The following is a 17,791-nucleotide window of genomic DNA, read 5'->3' on the forward strand; positions in this document are numbered from 1 at the left end:
GGGGGAGTCTGTCAGTATTCATAATTTGTGATAACTAACATGAGAGCTAACTTTAAACACAAACATTATCGGTCTAATATAAGGAAATTAAAATTGATCACTTTATTAAGGGATTTCCTCTTTTATGACTACACCCCGCTTAGAGTTACAATTTATTCGCCTATGGCAAGCCTTTCAGGGAAAAACATCTGAAACTACCTTACAAGAATTAGCACAAACGCTACATTGTACGCGCCGTCATGTCCGTTCTTTGTTAAATAAAATGCAAGAAATAGGCTGGATAAATTGGCAAGCAGAAGTAGGTAGAGGCAAAAAGTCCACATTGAGTTTTCAATCTAATGCGCAGGAAATTCAACAAAATCGTGCTGAGCGATTAATAGAAGAGAACGATATTGAAAAGCTTGTTGCACTAATGGGTGACAAAGACTCAGTGCGCCAAATGGTGCTCTCTCAAATTGAAAAAAGTTTTCATCCTGGTCAACAGTTGCTTCGGATTATTTACTATCGCCCTTTTAGAAATTTATTGCCAGGGACGCCTTTAAGACGATCTGAATTACATTTAATGAGTCAAATATTTAATTCTCTGGTTCACTTAAAAGAGGAAAATGGGGAAATTGAAGCAGAATTAGCTCACCATTGGCAAATGATCACAGAGCAACATTGGCGATTTTATTTACGCCCTTCTATCTACTTTCATCATGGTCGCGAGCTTACTTTTGAAGATATCAGCACTTCTTTAATGCGTATGAAGCACTGCAATCCACTTTATGCACATATAGAACGTATTTCCTCACCTCAACCTTATGTGCTTGATATTTTCTTAAACGAAGCGGATAAACAATTTGCTACGTTATTAGGGAGCCCTCAAGCCGTTATTTTGCCACAAGAATGGGCATCACTCCCAGACTTTGCACAGCACCCAATAGGAACAGGTGCTTATCAAATCATGGCTAATGATCAGCATAAACTGCAAATCAAAGCCTTTAGTCGCTATTTTGGGTTACGAGCATTATTAGATGAAATTGATATATGGGTTGTACCTGAACTGAATAAAAAAATGGTCTGTTCAACCATTCATTTAACAGATGATGATACAAACAAAGATTCACTGGAAAGTCGTAAAGAGGAAGGATGTTATTTTTTACTTTACGATAGTCGCTCAGCACAATGCCAGCAAATAGAAATAAGAGAGTGGTTAAGCAGTGTATTAACTCCAGTTAATATGCTGACACATTGCGATCCTTTCTATCAACGCCATTGGTCTCCTGCTTATGGTTTACTACTTCATTGGCATCACAGTAAATTAATACGTCAACATCCCAAACCTGCATCATTAACCAAACTGACTGTCACACTCTATAAAGAGCATCATGAATACAGCACTATCGCTGAACTCATCAAAAATATTTTATCTCTGTATGGTATTGAGCTCACTATTCAAGTTCTTGATTACGAACAATGGTATTACGGCCAGGCAGAAAGTGATATCTGGTTAGCGACGGTAAATTTCTATAAACCTTTAGAATTTTCTATTTTCGCTACTCTTTATGAATTACCTCTTTTTCATCACTGTTTAGGACGTTCATTTACACACGAGCTCTCTTTGTGGCATCAAAAAAAGCTACCACTAGAAGAGTGGTGTCATCAGTTAACACACAATATTTGGCTTTATCCTTTATTCCACCATTTACTTGAGTTGCAAGGCCAAAGAACCATACGTGGTGTCAAAATGAATACTTTTGGTTGGTTTGATTTCAAATCAGCATGGTTCACACCCGATATTGAGCCACAGTAACCAGAATAAGAGATAACGAACTTTTTCATCGTCATGATTGTGACGATTTAAGTTAATTCACAGAAAACTTGAAAGTTATAAACACCCATATAAATGCTTAGGGGATTTATTCACTTTTTCTGTGGATATCTATGTGAAAAAGAGTGAGATAATCAGGGTATAGTTTTTATATCATAAAAAAGGCTGTTGATATAAATTTTAAAATATCACTTATAATTCAAATTAGTAGATAGTTTTGAATGCCTATTTCAGCGATTGGATAAAACAATTAAAAGACTCACCGCCTTAAATCGTACAAAAAACAACCATGGGATGTTTTATCCACAGGTTATGCCGATTAGTTAGACAAAATAGGATAATTTTGAGGAATATCTGCAAAAGTCAAGGCTGTAAATCAGAACAGTGATCTCACTTTCTGTGAGTTATCCCATAAAGCTGTGGATAACCTAGTGTAAAAGCCTGTTTATGATTTCAGGATAACCGTGCACAACTTGATATTATAAATTTCAATTGAAGGATTAACTCAAAAAAATGATGATATATCATGCTATTATGATTTAAATAAAATAAAGTGAAATACATTATCAACAACCTTTTTTTTCTGTCTATTTTTTAAACAAGAAGATGATAACTATGTTTACACCACCTGTAGCACCTGAAAATGAGCAAGTTTTATTTGAACGGGCAAAAGCCCTAGCAGGTTATACATTTGGTGAACTTGCGGCTTTTGCACAATTGCCTATTCCTGCCAACCTAAAAAGAGATAAAGGCTGGGTAGGAATGTTGTTAGAGTATTATTTAGGTGCAAGTGCAGGCAGTAAACCCGAACAAGATTTCAGTGAGTTGGGTATTGAACTTAAAACAATCCCGATTGACAGACTAGGTATGCCTTTAGAAACCACCTTTGTCTGTGTTGCTGCATTAACAGGTAATAGTGGTATTACATGGGAAAACTGCCATGTAAAACGTAAGCTCTCTAGAGTCTTATGGGTTCCTGTTGAAGGTGAAAGGGAAATACCATTAGCACAACGTCGTGTCGCTTCTCCGTTACTTTGGAGCCCTAATAGTCTGGAGGAAGAACTCTTACGCCATGATTGGGAAGAGTTAATGGATATGATTGTGCTGGGTAAAGTAGAAAGTATTACTGCACGTCACGGACAAGTGTTACAAATCCGTCCCAAAGCCGCGAACAGTAAAGCATTAACAGAAGCTATTGGTGAAGATGGGCAACGTATTATGACCTTACCCAGAGGCTTCTATTTGAAAAAGAATTTTACCGCCCCGCTGCTGGCACGTTATTTTCAGCTTTGATTTCGTTATAAATCGCTCGCAATAAATAACCCTGTGTCATTCTTTTAAATCACACAGGGTATTGATAAATAATTTTTTATTTTATTGATTAACGATAAACAATACCGCCATCAGTTAAAATTGCTTGGCCTGTAATATAGTCAGAATCATCACTTGATAAGAAAGCAACGAGGGCTGCAACATCATCAGGGGTCTGAGCACGACCCAATGCAATACCTTCAACATATTTCTTGTAGGTTTCGCCTTTTGGTGCTCCAGTTATCTCAGCAAATCGCTCATCAATTTCAACCCACATATCTGTGCCTACAATACCTGGGCAGTAAGCATTTACAGTAATACCAGCACTAGCATACTCTTTTGCTGCGGCTTGTGTCAGCGCGCGTACAGCAAACTTAGTTGCGGAATAAACACCTAACATTGCAAAGCCATCGTGTCCTGCAATAGAAGAAGCATTAATAATTTTACCTTTATGACCTAATGCTTTAAATTTCTCTGATGCTGCTTGGATCCCCCACATGGTGCCATTTACGTTAATTTTGAAGATCCTATCCATATCTTCAGGTGTTACGTCAGCCAGAGGCTTAACTTGGGCAATACCTGCGTTATTGATCATCACATCAAAGCCACCTAATGCCTTTTCAGCATGTTCAACAGCAGCAAAAACTTCATCACGATGACTAATATCTGCAGCAAAAATTGTTGTTTTACGTCCGAGAGCTTCAATTTCTTTTGCAACATCCGCTAACTTATCTGCTTTCAAGTCAACCAGAGCAATATCAGCACCTTCTTTTGCTAAACGCAATGCAATGCCACGGCCAATTCCCTGAGCAGCGCCTGTAACTAAAATTACTTTACCATTCAAAGCCATTGTCTTTCTCCTGAATATTTACAGATGAAAAAGCTCTTCTAAAAAAGAACTTTATTAATAGATTAACAGTAGCAATTAAACAGGCGGGTGACAAAATAACGATCATTCGCTAGTAAACTCAATAATAGCGATCAAACATTCTGTAAATAATTATCATTTAGAATAAGCGCTCAATAAATGATAAAATAAGCACTAAAAAGAGCAGAAAAGACATTTGAGAAGTAAGTTTATTTATTAGCAAAAAATGCTTAACTTATTCATAGATAGAAGAAAAATAGAAATAAAAAAGCGATACCTACAAGATATCGCTTTGTCTTTATTTTCTGGAGTTAACAGAAATTATTTTTTTGTTGCTTGCAGATATAACATATCAAGTGCAATTGTAGCTCCAGCAAGTGCTGTAATATCAGATTGATCATAAGCTGGAGAGACTTCAACTAAATCCATACCGACGATATTTAACGGTTGTAATGCACGTAAGATCTTCAGTGCTTTATCGGTTGTTAAGCCACCGACGACTGGTGTTCCTGTTCCAGGTGCAAATGCAGGATCAAGACAATCAATATCAAAAGTCAGGTAAACAGGTAAATCACCAACAATTTCTTTGATCTGATCGACAAGATCAGTCACACCACGATCGTTAACTTGTGCAGCATCTAACACGGTAAAACCGTTATCACTGTCATGCTCGGTACGAATACCAATTTGAACAGAATGATTAGGATCGATTAATCCTTCATTAGGTGCATGGAAGAACATAGTACCGTGATCAAATTTACTGCCATTACCATAAGTATCGGTATGCGCATCAAAATGGACTAATGCCATTTTGCCAAAATGTTTAGCATGAGCACGTAATAAAGGTAATGTGACAAAGTGGTCACCACCAAAGGTTAAACATTTTTTACCTGCGGCTAATAGCTTCTCTGTATGAGCTTGTAGTTTATCGCTCATATCTTGTGCATCACCGAAATTAAAAACTAAGTCACCACAATCGACAACGTTTAAGCGCTCACGCATATCAAAATCCCAAGGCCAGCGGTTTCCTTCCCACGCTAAATTGGTTGAGATTTGGCGGATAGCGCCTGGTCCATGACGAGTTCCCGCACGACCCGATGTTGCCATATCGAAAGGTACACCCGTAATAACCCAATCCGCATCACTACTATAAGGCTGAAAATTCAGTGGAAAACGTAAAAAACCAAATGCATTAGAGATCAATGAATTATCAGTCTCATTACCTAACGTACTATTTTTCATGCTATTACCTCTGTCACTTATTTTAAATAAGTAACATACAAATCAATATGATAGATAAAGAGTGATGTTTAATAACATCACTCCTGCATTGGAAAATTAAGAATTACTCTTCTTCTTCCAGATACGTATAACCGTATAAACCACTTTCAAATTCAGTCAGGAATTGTTCTTGCAACGCTTCATCTAACTGTGCATTTTTTACTTGAGTACGGAAACGATCTAACAACACCGTTGGATTTAACTTAACGTACTGAAGCATATCGGCAACGGTATCGCCCTCTTCGCTTTGGACGTAAGTAAGATTACCTTTTTCATCAAGATAAACGTCAACAGCAGCTGTATCACCAAATAAATTATGCATATTGCCTAAAATTTCCTGATAAGCCCCAACCATAAAGAAGCCAATCATAGGCGGGTATTCAGGATCATAAGCTGGCATAGGCATCGTTGTTTCAACGCCATCACCATCAACATAATGGTCAATAATACCATCTGAGTCACACGTAATATCGAGTAGTACCGCACGACGATCCAGTGGTTTATCTAACCCTTCGATCGGTAATACAGGAAATAATTGATCAATACCCCAAGCATCAGGCAAAGATTGGAATAATGAGAAGTTAACATAGAACTTATCTGACATACGTTCTTGTAACTCATCGATAATCGGACGATGAGCACGATTACTTGGATCTAAATCATATTGGATACGACGACAGATATTTAAATATAACTCTTCTGCCCATGCACGCTCTGTCAGGCTCAACATGCCATGAACATATTGAGTATGCACATCATGCAAGTCTAATTGGCTATCATGTAACCATTCACGTAATGAACGACTATGCCCTTTGGTTTGCATCTCTTCCCATGTTTCCCAAAGGCTAGCGATTGGTCTTGCTGCATCTTCCTCCGGTGGCGTAATCGCGGTAAATTCATTACGCTCAACACCAATGACATTAGAAATCAATACGGTATGATGTGCAGTTAACGCACGGCCTGATTCGGTAATTACGGTTGGATGCGGTAAATCATTTTCATCACACGCATCACCAATTGCCCAAATAACATTATTTGCATATTCATTAAGGCCATAGTTAACCGAGCAATCAGATTGTGAACGAGTGCCTTCATAGTCTACACCTAGCCCGCCACCCACATCAAAATATTGAATATTCACACCTAATTTGTGCAACTCAACATAGAAACGAGCAGACTCACGAACACCGGTTGCGATATCACGGATATTCGCCATCTGAGAGCCTAAATGGAAATGCAGTAATTGCAGACTCTCTAAGCGATCAGCTTGGCGTAACATATCAATTAATTGCAGAACTTGTGTCGCAGCTAAACCAAATTTTGATTTTTCACCACCACTTGCCTGCCATTTGCCTGATCCTTGAGAAGCAAGACGAGCGCGAACGCCTAAACGAGGAATAACCTCTAAACGTTCAGCTTCTTCAAGTACCATTTTTATCTCAGACATTTTCTCAATCACTAAGAAAACTTTATGCCCAAGCTTTTCGCCTGTGAGTGCTAAGCGAATATACTCACGATCTTTATAACCATTACACACAATCACAGAGCTTGTCATATTGGCATGAGCAAGCACGGCCATTAATTCAGCTTTAGAACCAGCTTCTAAACCTAAAGGCTCCCCTGCATTGACTAATGACTCAATAACACGGCGTTGTTGGTTAACTTTGATTGGGTAAACTAAAAAATAGTCACCTTTATAACCATAAGATTCACGCGCACGATGAAACGCCGCATTAATCGAACGTAAGCGATGCTGTAGAATTTGAGGAAAACAAAAAAGTGCAGGTAAGCGCAGATGTGATTGCTCTTCTTGAACCCGTTTAACCAATTCAGTTAAATCAAAAGTGGCATCAGGAACATCAGGATTAGGGCAAACGCTAATATTTCCCCGATTGTTCGCTAAATAGTAACCGCCACCCCAATATGCAATATTATAGGTCTGCTGCATCTTACGAGCGATGTTATCATTCATGACATTCTCCTTAGGGAGTATGAGTTTATACCTTGCCTGTCACTATAGTAGTCAATAATTTATTGAAAATCTGAAACGACTGATAAATAACAGTTGGAAGTAATGACTCACTATATATTTTTATATGATTATCCAGCTATTCGCAGGACATAATAGTAGAAAGTTCTTGAGTTAACCTATAACGAGTTAACACAATCACCTATTGGCAAGTAACAGACAACTTCGCTCTAAAGAGAAAGAGCTCAGAGAGGAAATCACTCTAGATATACTACGTGTATAGTATTGACGAGTGCTGTTTTGGTTTTTGAAAAGACTAACCTGTAGACAATGGATCATTACCCATTCACTCCACACATGGCTTAAACCTATAAGCCATTTCCCTAACAGAGAAACAGAATTAGAAATTCTGCGGTTTACACTGTGTTCAGATTTCACAGTAACCGCGAGTTTATACCTGTAGTTAACATAAAATGCAAAAGCAAAATGCACAAAAACCTTTTTTTTCTTATTTTCGATCTTTTATCATCAGAAAATAGCACACAATAAAAAACAAGATTAACTGTTTGATTCTATTTTATCCCTATATTTGATTAAAAAAAGCTGGAATTAAAGAGAGAAGAGTCATAAAATAGACGTCTAGATGTTAAAACATCCATCCTTAAACCGTTTGTATTAAGGTAACGAGATATAATGACTACACACCTATTTACTTCTGAATCAGTCTCAGAAGGTCATCCAGATAAAATTGCAGATCAGATTTCTGATGCTGTTCTGGATGCAATTTTAGAACAAGATCCAAAAGCACGCGTTGCCTGCGAAACTTACGTTAAGACAGGCATGGTTATGGTAGGCGGAGAAATTACCACCAAAGCTTGGGTCGATATCGAAGAAATTACACGTAATACCGTTCGTGAAATCGGTTATACCAGTTCCGATATGGGCTTTGATGCTAATTCCTGCGCAGTTATCAGTGCGATTGGCAAACAATCACCAGATATCAACCAAGGTGTTGACCGAGCTGATCCTTTAGAACAAGGTGCTGGTGACCAAGGTTTAATGTTTGGTTATGCAACAAATGAAACTGACGTATTAATGCCAGCACCAATTACTTATGCTCACCGCTTAGTTCAGCGTCAAGCACAAGTACGTAAAAGTGGCACTTTACCTTGGTTACGCCCTGATGCGAAAAGCCAAGTTACCCTCCAATACGACAACAATAAAGTTGTTGGTATTGATGCGGTTGTATTATCAACTCAGCATTCTGAAGATATTTCACAAAAAGACCTGCATGAAGCGGTGATGGAAGAGATCATTAAACCTGTTCTGCCAGCAGAATGGTTAAATGAGCAAACTAAATACTTCATCAACCCAACGGGTCGTTTTGTTATCGGTGGCCCAATGGGTGACTGTGGTTTAACAGGTCGTAAAATCATTGTCGATACTTACGGCGGTATGGCCCGTCACGGTGGCGGTGCTTTCTCTGGTAAAGATCCATCGAAAGTAGACCGTTCAGCAGCTTATGCCGCACGTTACGTTGCTAAAAATATCGTTGCTGCTGGTTTAGCAGACCGTTGTGAAATTCAAGTTTCTTATGCAATCGGTGTGGCAGAGCCGACATCAATTATGGTAGAAACATTTGGTACTGAAAAAGTCCCAACAGCACAACTTATTCTGTTAGTACGTGAATTCTTTGACTTACGTCCTTATGGATTAATTCAAATGCTAGATTTACTGCATCCAATCTACCAAAAAACAGCGGCTTATGGCCATTTTGGTCGCCCTGAATTCCCTTGGGAAGCAACAGATAAAGCAGAAATCTTACGTGAAGCTGCGGGTTTAAAATAATCCTCTGCTATTAACATCACGCTATTAACTATTTGATAAAACCACATCTTTTGAGATGTGGTTTTTTATTGCTGTTCATTTTATTTCTAAATCTATAAAAAAAACCCCGCAATCAACACGGGGATCTCAAAAGGAGAAAACGAGAACATAGACTTATAATGAAATGATTTTCTATAACAAGTTAGTTAGGATAATTAATCCACTCACCTCCATTTAACTTGATATAAGACTGACCTTGATAATCAACCACAATGGTAGCTTGGTTTTCTGCAACATTGGCTGTTTGAGGTAATCCGCTGGCTAATGCATTCCAATCAATAGAAGATTGATTAAAAACATCACCATTCACATTACGAGAGATAAATTCAGACAAGGCCAAATAGCTACTTGGCTCTTCAACAATCACAGGTGGATAAAATTGTGCTCTATCTTTGATCCCTGTAAAACGAATACCGACAGGTACTGTGGTAATACTTTGACTAGGAATGTCTCTTAAACCTGACATCTGTGTTTTATCACCTAGTAAAGCGGCGCCATGTTCCGGCACAATGACTACCATCACTTTTCTTCCTTTTTTATCTAACTCATTCATAAAGTTATCTAAACTGTCTAATAAAGTGCTGGCTCGCTTACCGTAATCAGCGGTGTTATTTTCCCCTACAAAACGATTACCATCATGTAATGACACTAAATTCACAAACGTCACACTACGACTCTCATTTGATTGTTCACGTCCTTGCAACCAACGCATCAACGTCTCTTTGTCGTTATAAATTTTAGTGCCGTCAAAAGCCGTTATTTGATGAGAAAGATTCTCTTGATCTTGTAAGGCGATATTAAGATTACCAAGTTGCTGAACTTCTTGAAGATAATTGCCAAACTTCCCGTTATGATCGAGCACCAATTTCTTTGCAAATCCTAACGAAGATAAATTGTCCATTAACAAGCATTGTGTATCGGTCGGATCATATAAATCAGAATGGTGAGTTTGGCCACAACTAGCACGTAATAATCTTAGTGATGCAGGGCCACTATAAGAAGATACGGTATTAAAGTGACTAAATAGCACATCAAAATTTCCCCAAATAGGATGCTCTTGTAGCCCTACAGCAGCCGCATCCGCTGTTGAAAGTGAACAAATATTAATAATTAAGATATCAAAAGGTTGAGCATCTGCAGACAACTGCTCTGGGAATGGCGTTATACGTTTTTTCTCATAGCTATAAAATTGAGTTAACCAATCATCTAATACTTTATTATTAAACTGATGTTTTTGGGGAGGATAAAGTGTTCCCATTACTGTTTGTTCTACAGGTTTCGTAATAACTTCAGGTGCCATAGGCGTGACACCTGGAGAGTCAACAGTTGCGGGTAACACTTCAATTTCACTGGCTCGTTCACTACTTATCTCATTATTAACACTATTTTCTTGGGTAAAGCTATTGGCTGAAACAGCAGGCACCATACCTTGCGAAAAATGGGTAAACCCTCCAATATTTAACCAAAGGACCCCCGCAATGATAAAGACAGAAACTCTTACCCACTGCTCAATAAACAGGTAAGCCACCAGCAAAATAAAGGCAACACCGATCATTTTAATGTTGATAAAATTAACAGATAATTCAACAAGATAATCAAACGAAAACTGTTTAAGTTGTCCACCTTGCGCTAATACCGTTGAAAAGCTGGGCAACCATGTATCATGATAAAATAAAATGGCTCCGATAGGGATAGCAATCCAATTGCGCATTTTATGCCAAATGTTTTTAGGTAATGGAAACAATAAAAATGCGAGGAAAAGTAGATTACTAAAAGCATCAAAATTTAAATAACCATACCAAAGTAAAACAAACTTTAGTAAAAAATAGAAATTCCATGCTCCCAACCCATGCCAGTAATGTAAAAAATCGAATTGGGTTGAATTAGACTTGTTCATTTTGATTTCCTACTTATTAGTATAAATAAATCCAACTCGACAGTTATATGATGATTCATATCTGTCTTTTTATTACTTCTGATATTAAATTAACTACTAAATAAAGATATAAGAGAATATTTATTTAACCACTTAGTAAAAACCCCTAAATAAAAAACAAAAAAGAAATTAACCAGACGGATACTGGCCTCTTATATAAAAATAAAGATAATAATAAAAACCAACTTATTTAAGTCGGCATTAAAAGAAAATACTCAAGCTTCTATTTATATAATAGCCACTATTTTTAAAAATGATGCATTATTTTCAGTAATTAATAAAACACAGAGTTATCTTATTTTTATATTTCCAAACAAAAACAAAACAAACAACATATAAATAACAACCAATAACAATCTAAAAACACTAACCACAAAAAATAAATAATTCACTTAATATAAAAACATAAACAATCAAAAAATGATTATATAATGATAACTTTTTGATTAAAAATGATTAAGATCAATATACAATAATGATCATCATAATTGAATAATTCAATATATTGTTATAAACAGGTAATTTACAATTCTTTTTCTTTGCCTTATTTTGCAGTTAAACTCATTTATTCATTATTTAAAAAGTCAATTATTAAAAATAATAAAATATAAATTAAAAAGAAAAACCAATAACCACCCATTACATAAAAAAGATAATAAATATCTATTTTATGTGTTTTTACGTAATTGAAATAATTATTTTTAAAGCATATTCTAAAATGGAAGTTTTAAATAATTAGTAAACAAGATTAATTAAACATTCTTTTGCCGGGAATTTAATCCTGGAAAATATTTATTTTGTTTTTATCTAGAGGTTATTAAAATGAAAAATGAAATTTTTATTAACTCAAATATAAAAATAGAAAAAAATAATCTAAATAAGGACATCGATAAATTAAAAAAATTATTTTCATTAAATAACTATCACTATCAGGATATTAATAAAGAAGAAGAAAATAGTGTGCTTATTTATCGATGGCCATTACTCAATGCATTTCATTACATGACTAAATGAGGCTAACTATGCCACTTATTGTATTAAAAGGGATACGAGGCGGAGTGGGTACAACATCCACTGCAATTGCTCTTGCTCGGCAATTTAACCAACAAAATAAAAAAGTGCTTATTATTGATAATTGCACTGAAAGTATTTTGTCTTTTTATTTCCCTGCACAGCAAGAAATGACTACATTAAGTCAGGCATTATTGGCACAAACCCCTATAGAGGAGTGTCTTTTTAGCTATCGATCACACTATCAAGTTTTACCCTTTGGTTTGGTTAACACGAAGGATAATTTACTCTTACAGTTATCATTTTCAGCAAAACAGCATTTCAATCACTTTTTATCATCCTTTATTCAACTGCATCCAGACGCCATTATTTTAATGGACTTGCAACATACACAAGATACGTTATTTACCCCTTGGATAGAAAAAGCAGCTATTTTTTTCACCGTTGCAATGGCTGAAAGCAACTGCCATATCCGCCTAAATCAACATGAATTTAGTAAAAATGAGTACATACTCATTAATCAATTTCGAGCAACTAGCCAAGTTCACCAAGATTTTTATCAATTTTGGCAAACTACTTCTTTTCCCTTATGCCCTATGGTTCTTCATCGAGATGAGGCGTCATTAGAAGCCTGTGCCTCACGTTTACCTTTATATGATTATCGAGCCAATTGCATGTTAGTTGAAGAAATTACACAACTAACCCAATGGTGTATTCCGTTATTAGAGAGGAAAGAAGGACAGCCATAATGCCATCATCTTTCGATGCCAAGAAAAAAACAGAAAAGAATGTGCCACAACACATTCTTATTCGTTACTACAAATTCTATCGCCATAACGGAGCCTCTCGTAGTGCAGCCATTGTTAACGAGCTATTTATCGGCATTATGTGGATTTTTTTACGGATGGAATCACCTTTTTGGCGAAAAATAGCTAGAAAACAGCGTGAGTTATTTCCTCATATTAACCCTCGTTGCCCTAAAATTTTCGATCCCTTACGCTATTTATTACAAAGTATTTGGCTAACATGTCATTACATTGGATATTTATTGGTAAAGAAACCAACTCAGTTTATTTCCCATATTCGAAATCTATACAAAAAATTCTTTGTTCAGGTTTCACCTATTGCAATTGAAATCATTCAACACAAGAAAAAAAACACCCCCATTTGGCAATATCTGCTTTACTCTGCCATTGCTGTTTTAGCTATTTTCTTTATTTTACTGAGTATTACCCAACCATTTGATCTCACTTTCCAATTTGTTTTTGTCATTGTTCTTTGGTTAGTAGCTTTAGCGATCCGTGAGATCCCTGGTCGCTTTGCCTCCATTGCCATGATTATGTTGGCACTCACCATTGCATGTCGATATATCTGGTGGCGTTATCAATCTACGCTGTATTGGGTTGATAATTTTAGTCTTTTTTGCGGTTTACTGCTGTTACTTGCTGAAACTTACGCATGGTGTGTGCTATTTCTCAGCTTTATGCAATGTATTTGGCCACTGCATAGAAACCCTGTTTCTATGCCTGAAGATATTACAAAATGGCAAAGTGTCGATATTTTTATCCCCACCTATAACGAAGATCTGCAAGTGGTTAAACCCACTATTTATGCCAGCTTAAATTTAGATTGGCCTAAAGATAAACTCTCTATTTATCTACTTGATGATGGTAATCGCCCTGAATTTAAAGCATTTGCACAAGAAGTGGGTATTCGTTATATCGCACGTGAAAAACATGACTTTGCCAAAGCAGGTAATATCAATCATGCATTAACACACGCAACAGGTGAGTTTGTCGCTATCTTTGACTGTGACCATATTCCAACACGTTCATTTTTACAATTTACGATGGGTTGGTTTTTAAAAGACAAAAAAATGGCGTTAGTACAAACACCTCACCATTTTTTCTCACCCGATCCATTTGAACGTAACTTAGGCAATTTCCGTGAAACACCAAATGAAGGCACACTATTTTATGGTTTAGTTCAAGATGGAAATGATACTTGGAATGCGGCATTTTTCTGTGGCTCTTGCGCAGTTATACGCCGCACAGCACTAGATGAAATTGGCGGTATTGCTGTTGAAACTGTCACCGAAGATGCGCATACCTCATTACGTTTACATCGCCATGGTTGGCGATCTGCCTATATCCGTATACCACAAGCTGCTGGGCTAGCAACTGAATCATTATCAGCACATATAGGGCAACGTATTCGATGGGCAAAAGGTATGGTACAAATATTCCGCCTCGATAATCCTCTATTCGGTAAAGGACTGAGCATTCCTCAACGCCTCTGTTATTTAAATGCCATGTTGCATTTTTTCTCAGGCATTCCTCGTATGATTTTCTTATTAGCCCCCCTGACATTTCTTATTTTTCACGCCTATATCATTTATGCGCCTGCTATCGCTATCGCCTTATACGTTGTGCCATATTTGATCCACATATCTCTGGCAAGTGCGAAATTACAAGGTGCTTATCGCCACTCATTTTGGGGTGAGGTCTATGAAACAATTTTAGCGTGGTACACCACTAGACCTGTATTAAGCACACTATTTTCCCCATATAAAGGCAAATTCAACGTCACTGAAAAAGGCGGAGTGATGGAAGAAGGGTTTGTTGATTGGAATATTAACCGCCCTTACTTAATCTTTTTCAATCTCAATTTATTGGGCATTTTATTTGCTTTTTGGCGTATAGCAACTGGCGATCCTGACGAAGTTTGGGCGGCTGTCATGTGTTTATTATGGGTTTGCTATAACCTTGTCTTACTAGGTGTTGCAATTGCCGTTTCTGTTGAAACCAAACAACAACGCCGTTTCCCTCGCGTTAGAGTCAAGGTTCCGGCTATGTTGTTGTTAAACAACGGAGCTCTCTACAGATGCTATCTCTATGATTTCTCTGATAATAGCTGCGCTATTTTATTGCCTGATAATGTCACTCTCTCTTTACCTCAAAATGAAAATATCACGCTACTGTTGAGCCAAAATCAGCGAGAGCATGCTTTTAAAGCCAATATTTCACGTATAGATGGACAAATTATTGGGTTGCAACTACTTGAAATGACCACGCAAAAAGCCATTGATTTTACAGCTTGTACCTTTGATAGAGCTGATACTTGGGCTGATTGGCAACACGATCTTCCTGTAGATAAACCTTTAAATAGTCTAAAAAATATTATTTTCATCAGCATGCAAGGCTATAACACCTTGTTAAAACGAGCACCTTACTTTATTTATGCCACTTTCCGTCTACTTGGCCTCTTTTTGCTGTGGCTTTCATCTTTACTCCCTCAACACGTTAATGTTTCAAAAATATTGCATCAGTCTTAAAGGAAAACTCCGTTTTTTGGGAATTTATTAATAAACAATAAGATCATTGGGTAACAATAATGAAAAAACGTTTTCTCATACTTGCCTTATTTATGCTGACTTCTTCAGTTCATGGAGATGAAACGCAAGAAGTGCAAACGAATACTTCAGTGCCACCGGTCACAATAACTGAAGCAACATCTGAAGTTATTTCTCAAGCAGAGCCAGCAAATACACCATTGTCATCTGGTGATATAACACCTTCTGTACGTCAAAAAATACTAAAATTTGCAAATACAGCCCCTAGCTATGGCGCTATTCATTTAACCGGAGTCAGCCCAGATGGCTATTTAGAATTCGGTGTACGGAGTGATGAATATGTTTCAAAGGCGACCCTAGATTTAGAATTCACTCCTTCGCCGTCGTTACTTCCTGTCGAGTCTCATCTTAATGTCTATTTAAACGATGAAATGATGGGGGTTATTACTCTAAAACCAGAAGATTTAGGTAAGAAAAATCAGATTACCCTACCGATTGATCCACTTTTCATTCAAGATTTTAACCATATAAAACTCTCTTTTATTGGTCACTATCGTGAAATTTGTGAAAACCAAGCCAATACTACGCTTTGGCTTGACGTCAGTAAAAGTAGTCAATTAAATCTGACCTTTCAGTCACTCCGTTTAAGTAATGAATTAGCGCATTTTCCTGAGCCATTCTTTGATAGTCGTGATTTCGGTTCAATAACTCTACCGATGGTTTTCAGCCAATCACCTAACCTCACTCAACAAAAAGCGGCTGCAATACTCACCTCTTGGTTTGGTACTCAAGTCGATTGGCGTCAGCAAAATTATCCTGTGTATTACGATGCATTACCAAATCAACACAGTATTGTTTTTGCGACCAATAAACAAAAACCTGAATTTTTAAAACAGCATGCTGATGTTAATGCTCCCACTATCGAGATGCTGACACATCCAACAAATCCTTATATCAAATTACTTCTTATTATGGGACGTGATGATAATGATTTGATCACTGCTGTAAATGGCATCGCTCGTGGGCAAGTTATTTTTAGAGGAAATGTTGTCACTATCAATGAAGTAGAAAAGCTTATCCCTCGCGAGCCTTATGATGCACCAAAATGGGTACAATTAAATAAACCTATTTATTTTAATACGTTACAAGATTATGAAGGTCAACTGCAATCACGGGGATTAAAACCTAATCCGATTACGTTAAATATGACCTTACCACCTGATCTCTTTATGTTTAATAATACGGGATTACAAATGCAATTGCGTTATCGCTATACCGCACCTGCATTTCAAGATAATTCTCGTATGTCTATTTCAGTAAATGACCATTTTATTAAGTCCTATCCTCTCGAAAAAGATAAAAAAGACAATCTTGTCATTGCTTATTTACCGCTTATTCAAGGTTGGATTGAGCATAAAAATTTATTGAATATCCCTGCAGTAAAATTAGGTGAACGTAACCAAATTACATTTGCATTTGATTACACTAATCCAATACCGGGAGGTTCAGCTGACCAGTGTATTACTTATCAACCAGTTCCAAACGCTGTTGCTATTGATGATTTATCCAGTTTTAATTTTACAGGTGATTATCGACATTATATTGCCTTACCTGATTTACGTGTTTACAGCCACGCAGGCTTCCCGTTTAGCCGTTATGCCGACCTTTCTGAAACACTAATTTTTGTCAATCAGCAACCGTCACCGACGCAGTTATCGACTCTTTTGATCTCTACAGGGAATATTGGTGCTCAAACAGGCTACCCAGCGCTTAATGTTTCACTAACTGATTCATTAGATGAGCTGCAAAAAAGGGATGCCGACCTACTCCTCATTGGGACTATTCCACCCGCATTAAATAATGACAAACAGATGAACGTATTGATTGATAAGGCACGTAGTGAAATTACATTGCCTTCTCGTGAGATCAGTATATTTAGTCATACAAGCTATCAACCGACAGATAAACGTCCTGATAGTCGGATCTCATTGACCTCTAAGGGATCAATGGGCGCCATTATCGGATTCCAATCACCGTTCTTTTCACAACGTAGCGTAGTCGCGCTGTTAGCTGACAGTACCCAAGGTTACAAGCTATTAAATGAAGCTATCAGTGATAGCGGTAAACGTGATGCAATGCATGGCTCCGTGGTATTAGTCAGAGAATCTGGCGTTAATAGCTTACGTGTTGGTGATACATATTACGTAGGTTACTTACCTTGGTGGGAGGAAGTTTGGTATGTCTTTGCTTCTCACCCAATCTGGCTTGGTTTAGCGGCAATCATCGGTATTATTCTTGTCTCTCTTCTTATTTGGCGAGCAATGAAAATAAGAAGCCAACGTCGTTTAGCGGCTAAGGACTAA

Annotated in this window: 11 protein-coding genes; 7 read left to right on the plus strand and 4 right to left on the minus strand. The window is 37.1% G+C overall.

Annotation, left to right across the window (positions count from 1 at the left end; translation table 11 throughout):
* Positions 1-124 precede the first annotated feature (124 nt).
* Both sgrR and mutH read left to right on the plus strand, forming a co-directional pair.
* The gene (sgrR, locus tag DK866_RS01800) at positions 125-1,795 is read left to right on the plus strand and encodes an HTH-type transcriptional regulator SgrR (RefSeq protein WP_109407478.1); all 1,671 of its coding nucleotides are present in this window, start codon (positions 125-127) and stop codon (positions 1,793-1,795) included.
* Between the two features lie 633 nt (positions 1,796-2,428).
* Positions 2,429-3,106: a DNA mismatch repair endonuclease MutH gene (gene mutH, locus DK866_RS01805; protein ID WP_109407479.1), complete on the plus strand. Its 678-nt coding sequence runs from the start codon at positions 2,429-2,431 to the stop codon at positions 3,104-3,106.
* 88 nt (positions 3,107-3,194) lie between these two features.
* On the opposite strand, the gene DK866_RS01810 is transcribed toward mutH, so the two are convergent.
* The 3 genes from DK866_RS01810 to speA all read right to left on the minus strand — a co-directional run bounded on the left by DK866_RS01810 (position 3,195) and on the right by speA (position 7,245).
* Positions 3,195-3,974 carry an acetoin reductase gene (locus DK866_RS01810; RefSeq protein ID WP_109401529.1) on the minus strand — a complete coding sequence of 260 codons (780 nt, stop codon included), beginning with the start codon at positions 3,972-3,974 and terminating at the stop codon, positions 3,195-3,197.
* A gap of 339 nt (positions 3,975-4,313) precedes the next feature.
* Entirely contained in the window at positions 4,314-5,234 is a 921-nt protein-coding gene (gene speB, locus DK866_RS01815) for an agmatinase (RefSeq protein ID WP_109407480.1), read from the minus strand.
* A 103-nt stretch (positions 5,235-5,337) separates the two neighbouring features.
* Entirely contained in the window at positions 5,338-7,245 is a 1,908-nt protein-coding gene (gene speA / locus DK866_RS01820; protein WP_109407481.1) for a biosynthetic arginine decarboxylase, read from the minus strand.
* 690 nt (positions 7,246-7,935) lie between these two features.
* On the opposite strand from speA, the gene metK reads away from it, so the two are divergent.
* The gene (gene metK, locus DK866_RS01825; protein WP_109407482.1) at positions 7,936-9,090 is read left to right on the plus strand and encodes a methionine adenosyltransferase; all 1,155 of its coding nucleotides are present in this window, start codon (positions 7,936-7,938) and stop codon (positions 9,088-9,090) included.
* Between the two features lie 181 nt (positions 9,091-9,271).
* Here metK and bcsG read toward each other — a convergent pair whose 3' ends face one another.
* On the minus strand, positions 9,272-11,026 hold the full coding sequence (gene bcsG / locus DK866_RS01830; RefSeq protein ID WP_109407483.1) for a cellulose biosynthesis protein BcsG: 1,755 nt from the start codon (positions 11,024-11,026) through the stop codon (positions 9,272-9,274).
* A gap of 861 nt (positions 11,027-11,887) precedes the next feature.
* Here bcsG and bcsR point away from each other — a divergent pair.
* Genes bcsR through bcsB form a run of 4 tightly spaced genes read left to right on the plus strand, consistent with a single transcriptional unit; the run spans position 11,888 to position 17,791 of the window.
* Positions 11,888-12,079 (plus strand): cellulose biosynthesis protein BcsR, encoded by a 192-nt coding sequence (gene bcsR, locus DK866_RS01835; protein ID WP_109407484.1) that lies wholly within the window; start codon positions 11,888-11,890, stop codon positions 12,077-12,079.
* 8 nt (positions 12,080-12,087) lie between these two features.
* Positions 12,088-12,825: a cellulose synthase operon protein YhjQ/BcsQ gene (locus tag DK866_RS01840; protein ID WP_109407485.1), complete on the plus strand. Its 738-nt coding sequence runs from the start codon at positions 12,088-12,090 to the stop codon at positions 12,823-12,825.
* On the plus strand, positions 12,825-15,410 hold the full coding sequence (bcsA, locus tag DK866_RS01845; RefSeq protein WP_109407486.1) for a UDP-forming cellulose synthase catalytic subunit: 2,586 nt from the start codon (positions 12,825-12,827) through the stop codon (positions 15,408-15,410). Before DK866_RS01840 ends, bcsA begins: the two co-directional genes overlap by 1 nt.
* A gap of 59 nt (positions 15,411-15,469) precedes the next feature.
* Positions 15,470-17,791 (plus strand): cellulose biosynthesis cyclic di-GMP-binding regulatory protein BcsB, encoded by a 2,322-nt coding sequence (bcsB, locus tag DK866_RS01850; protein WP_109407487.1) that lies wholly within the window; start codon positions 15,470-15,472, stop codon positions 17,789-17,791.

The sequence above is a fragment of the Proteus genomosp. 4 str. ATCC 51469 genome (genome assembly GCF_003144375.1).
Classification (GTDB): Bacteria; Pseudomonadota; Gammaproteobacteria; order Enterobacterales; family Enterobacteriaceae; genus Proteus.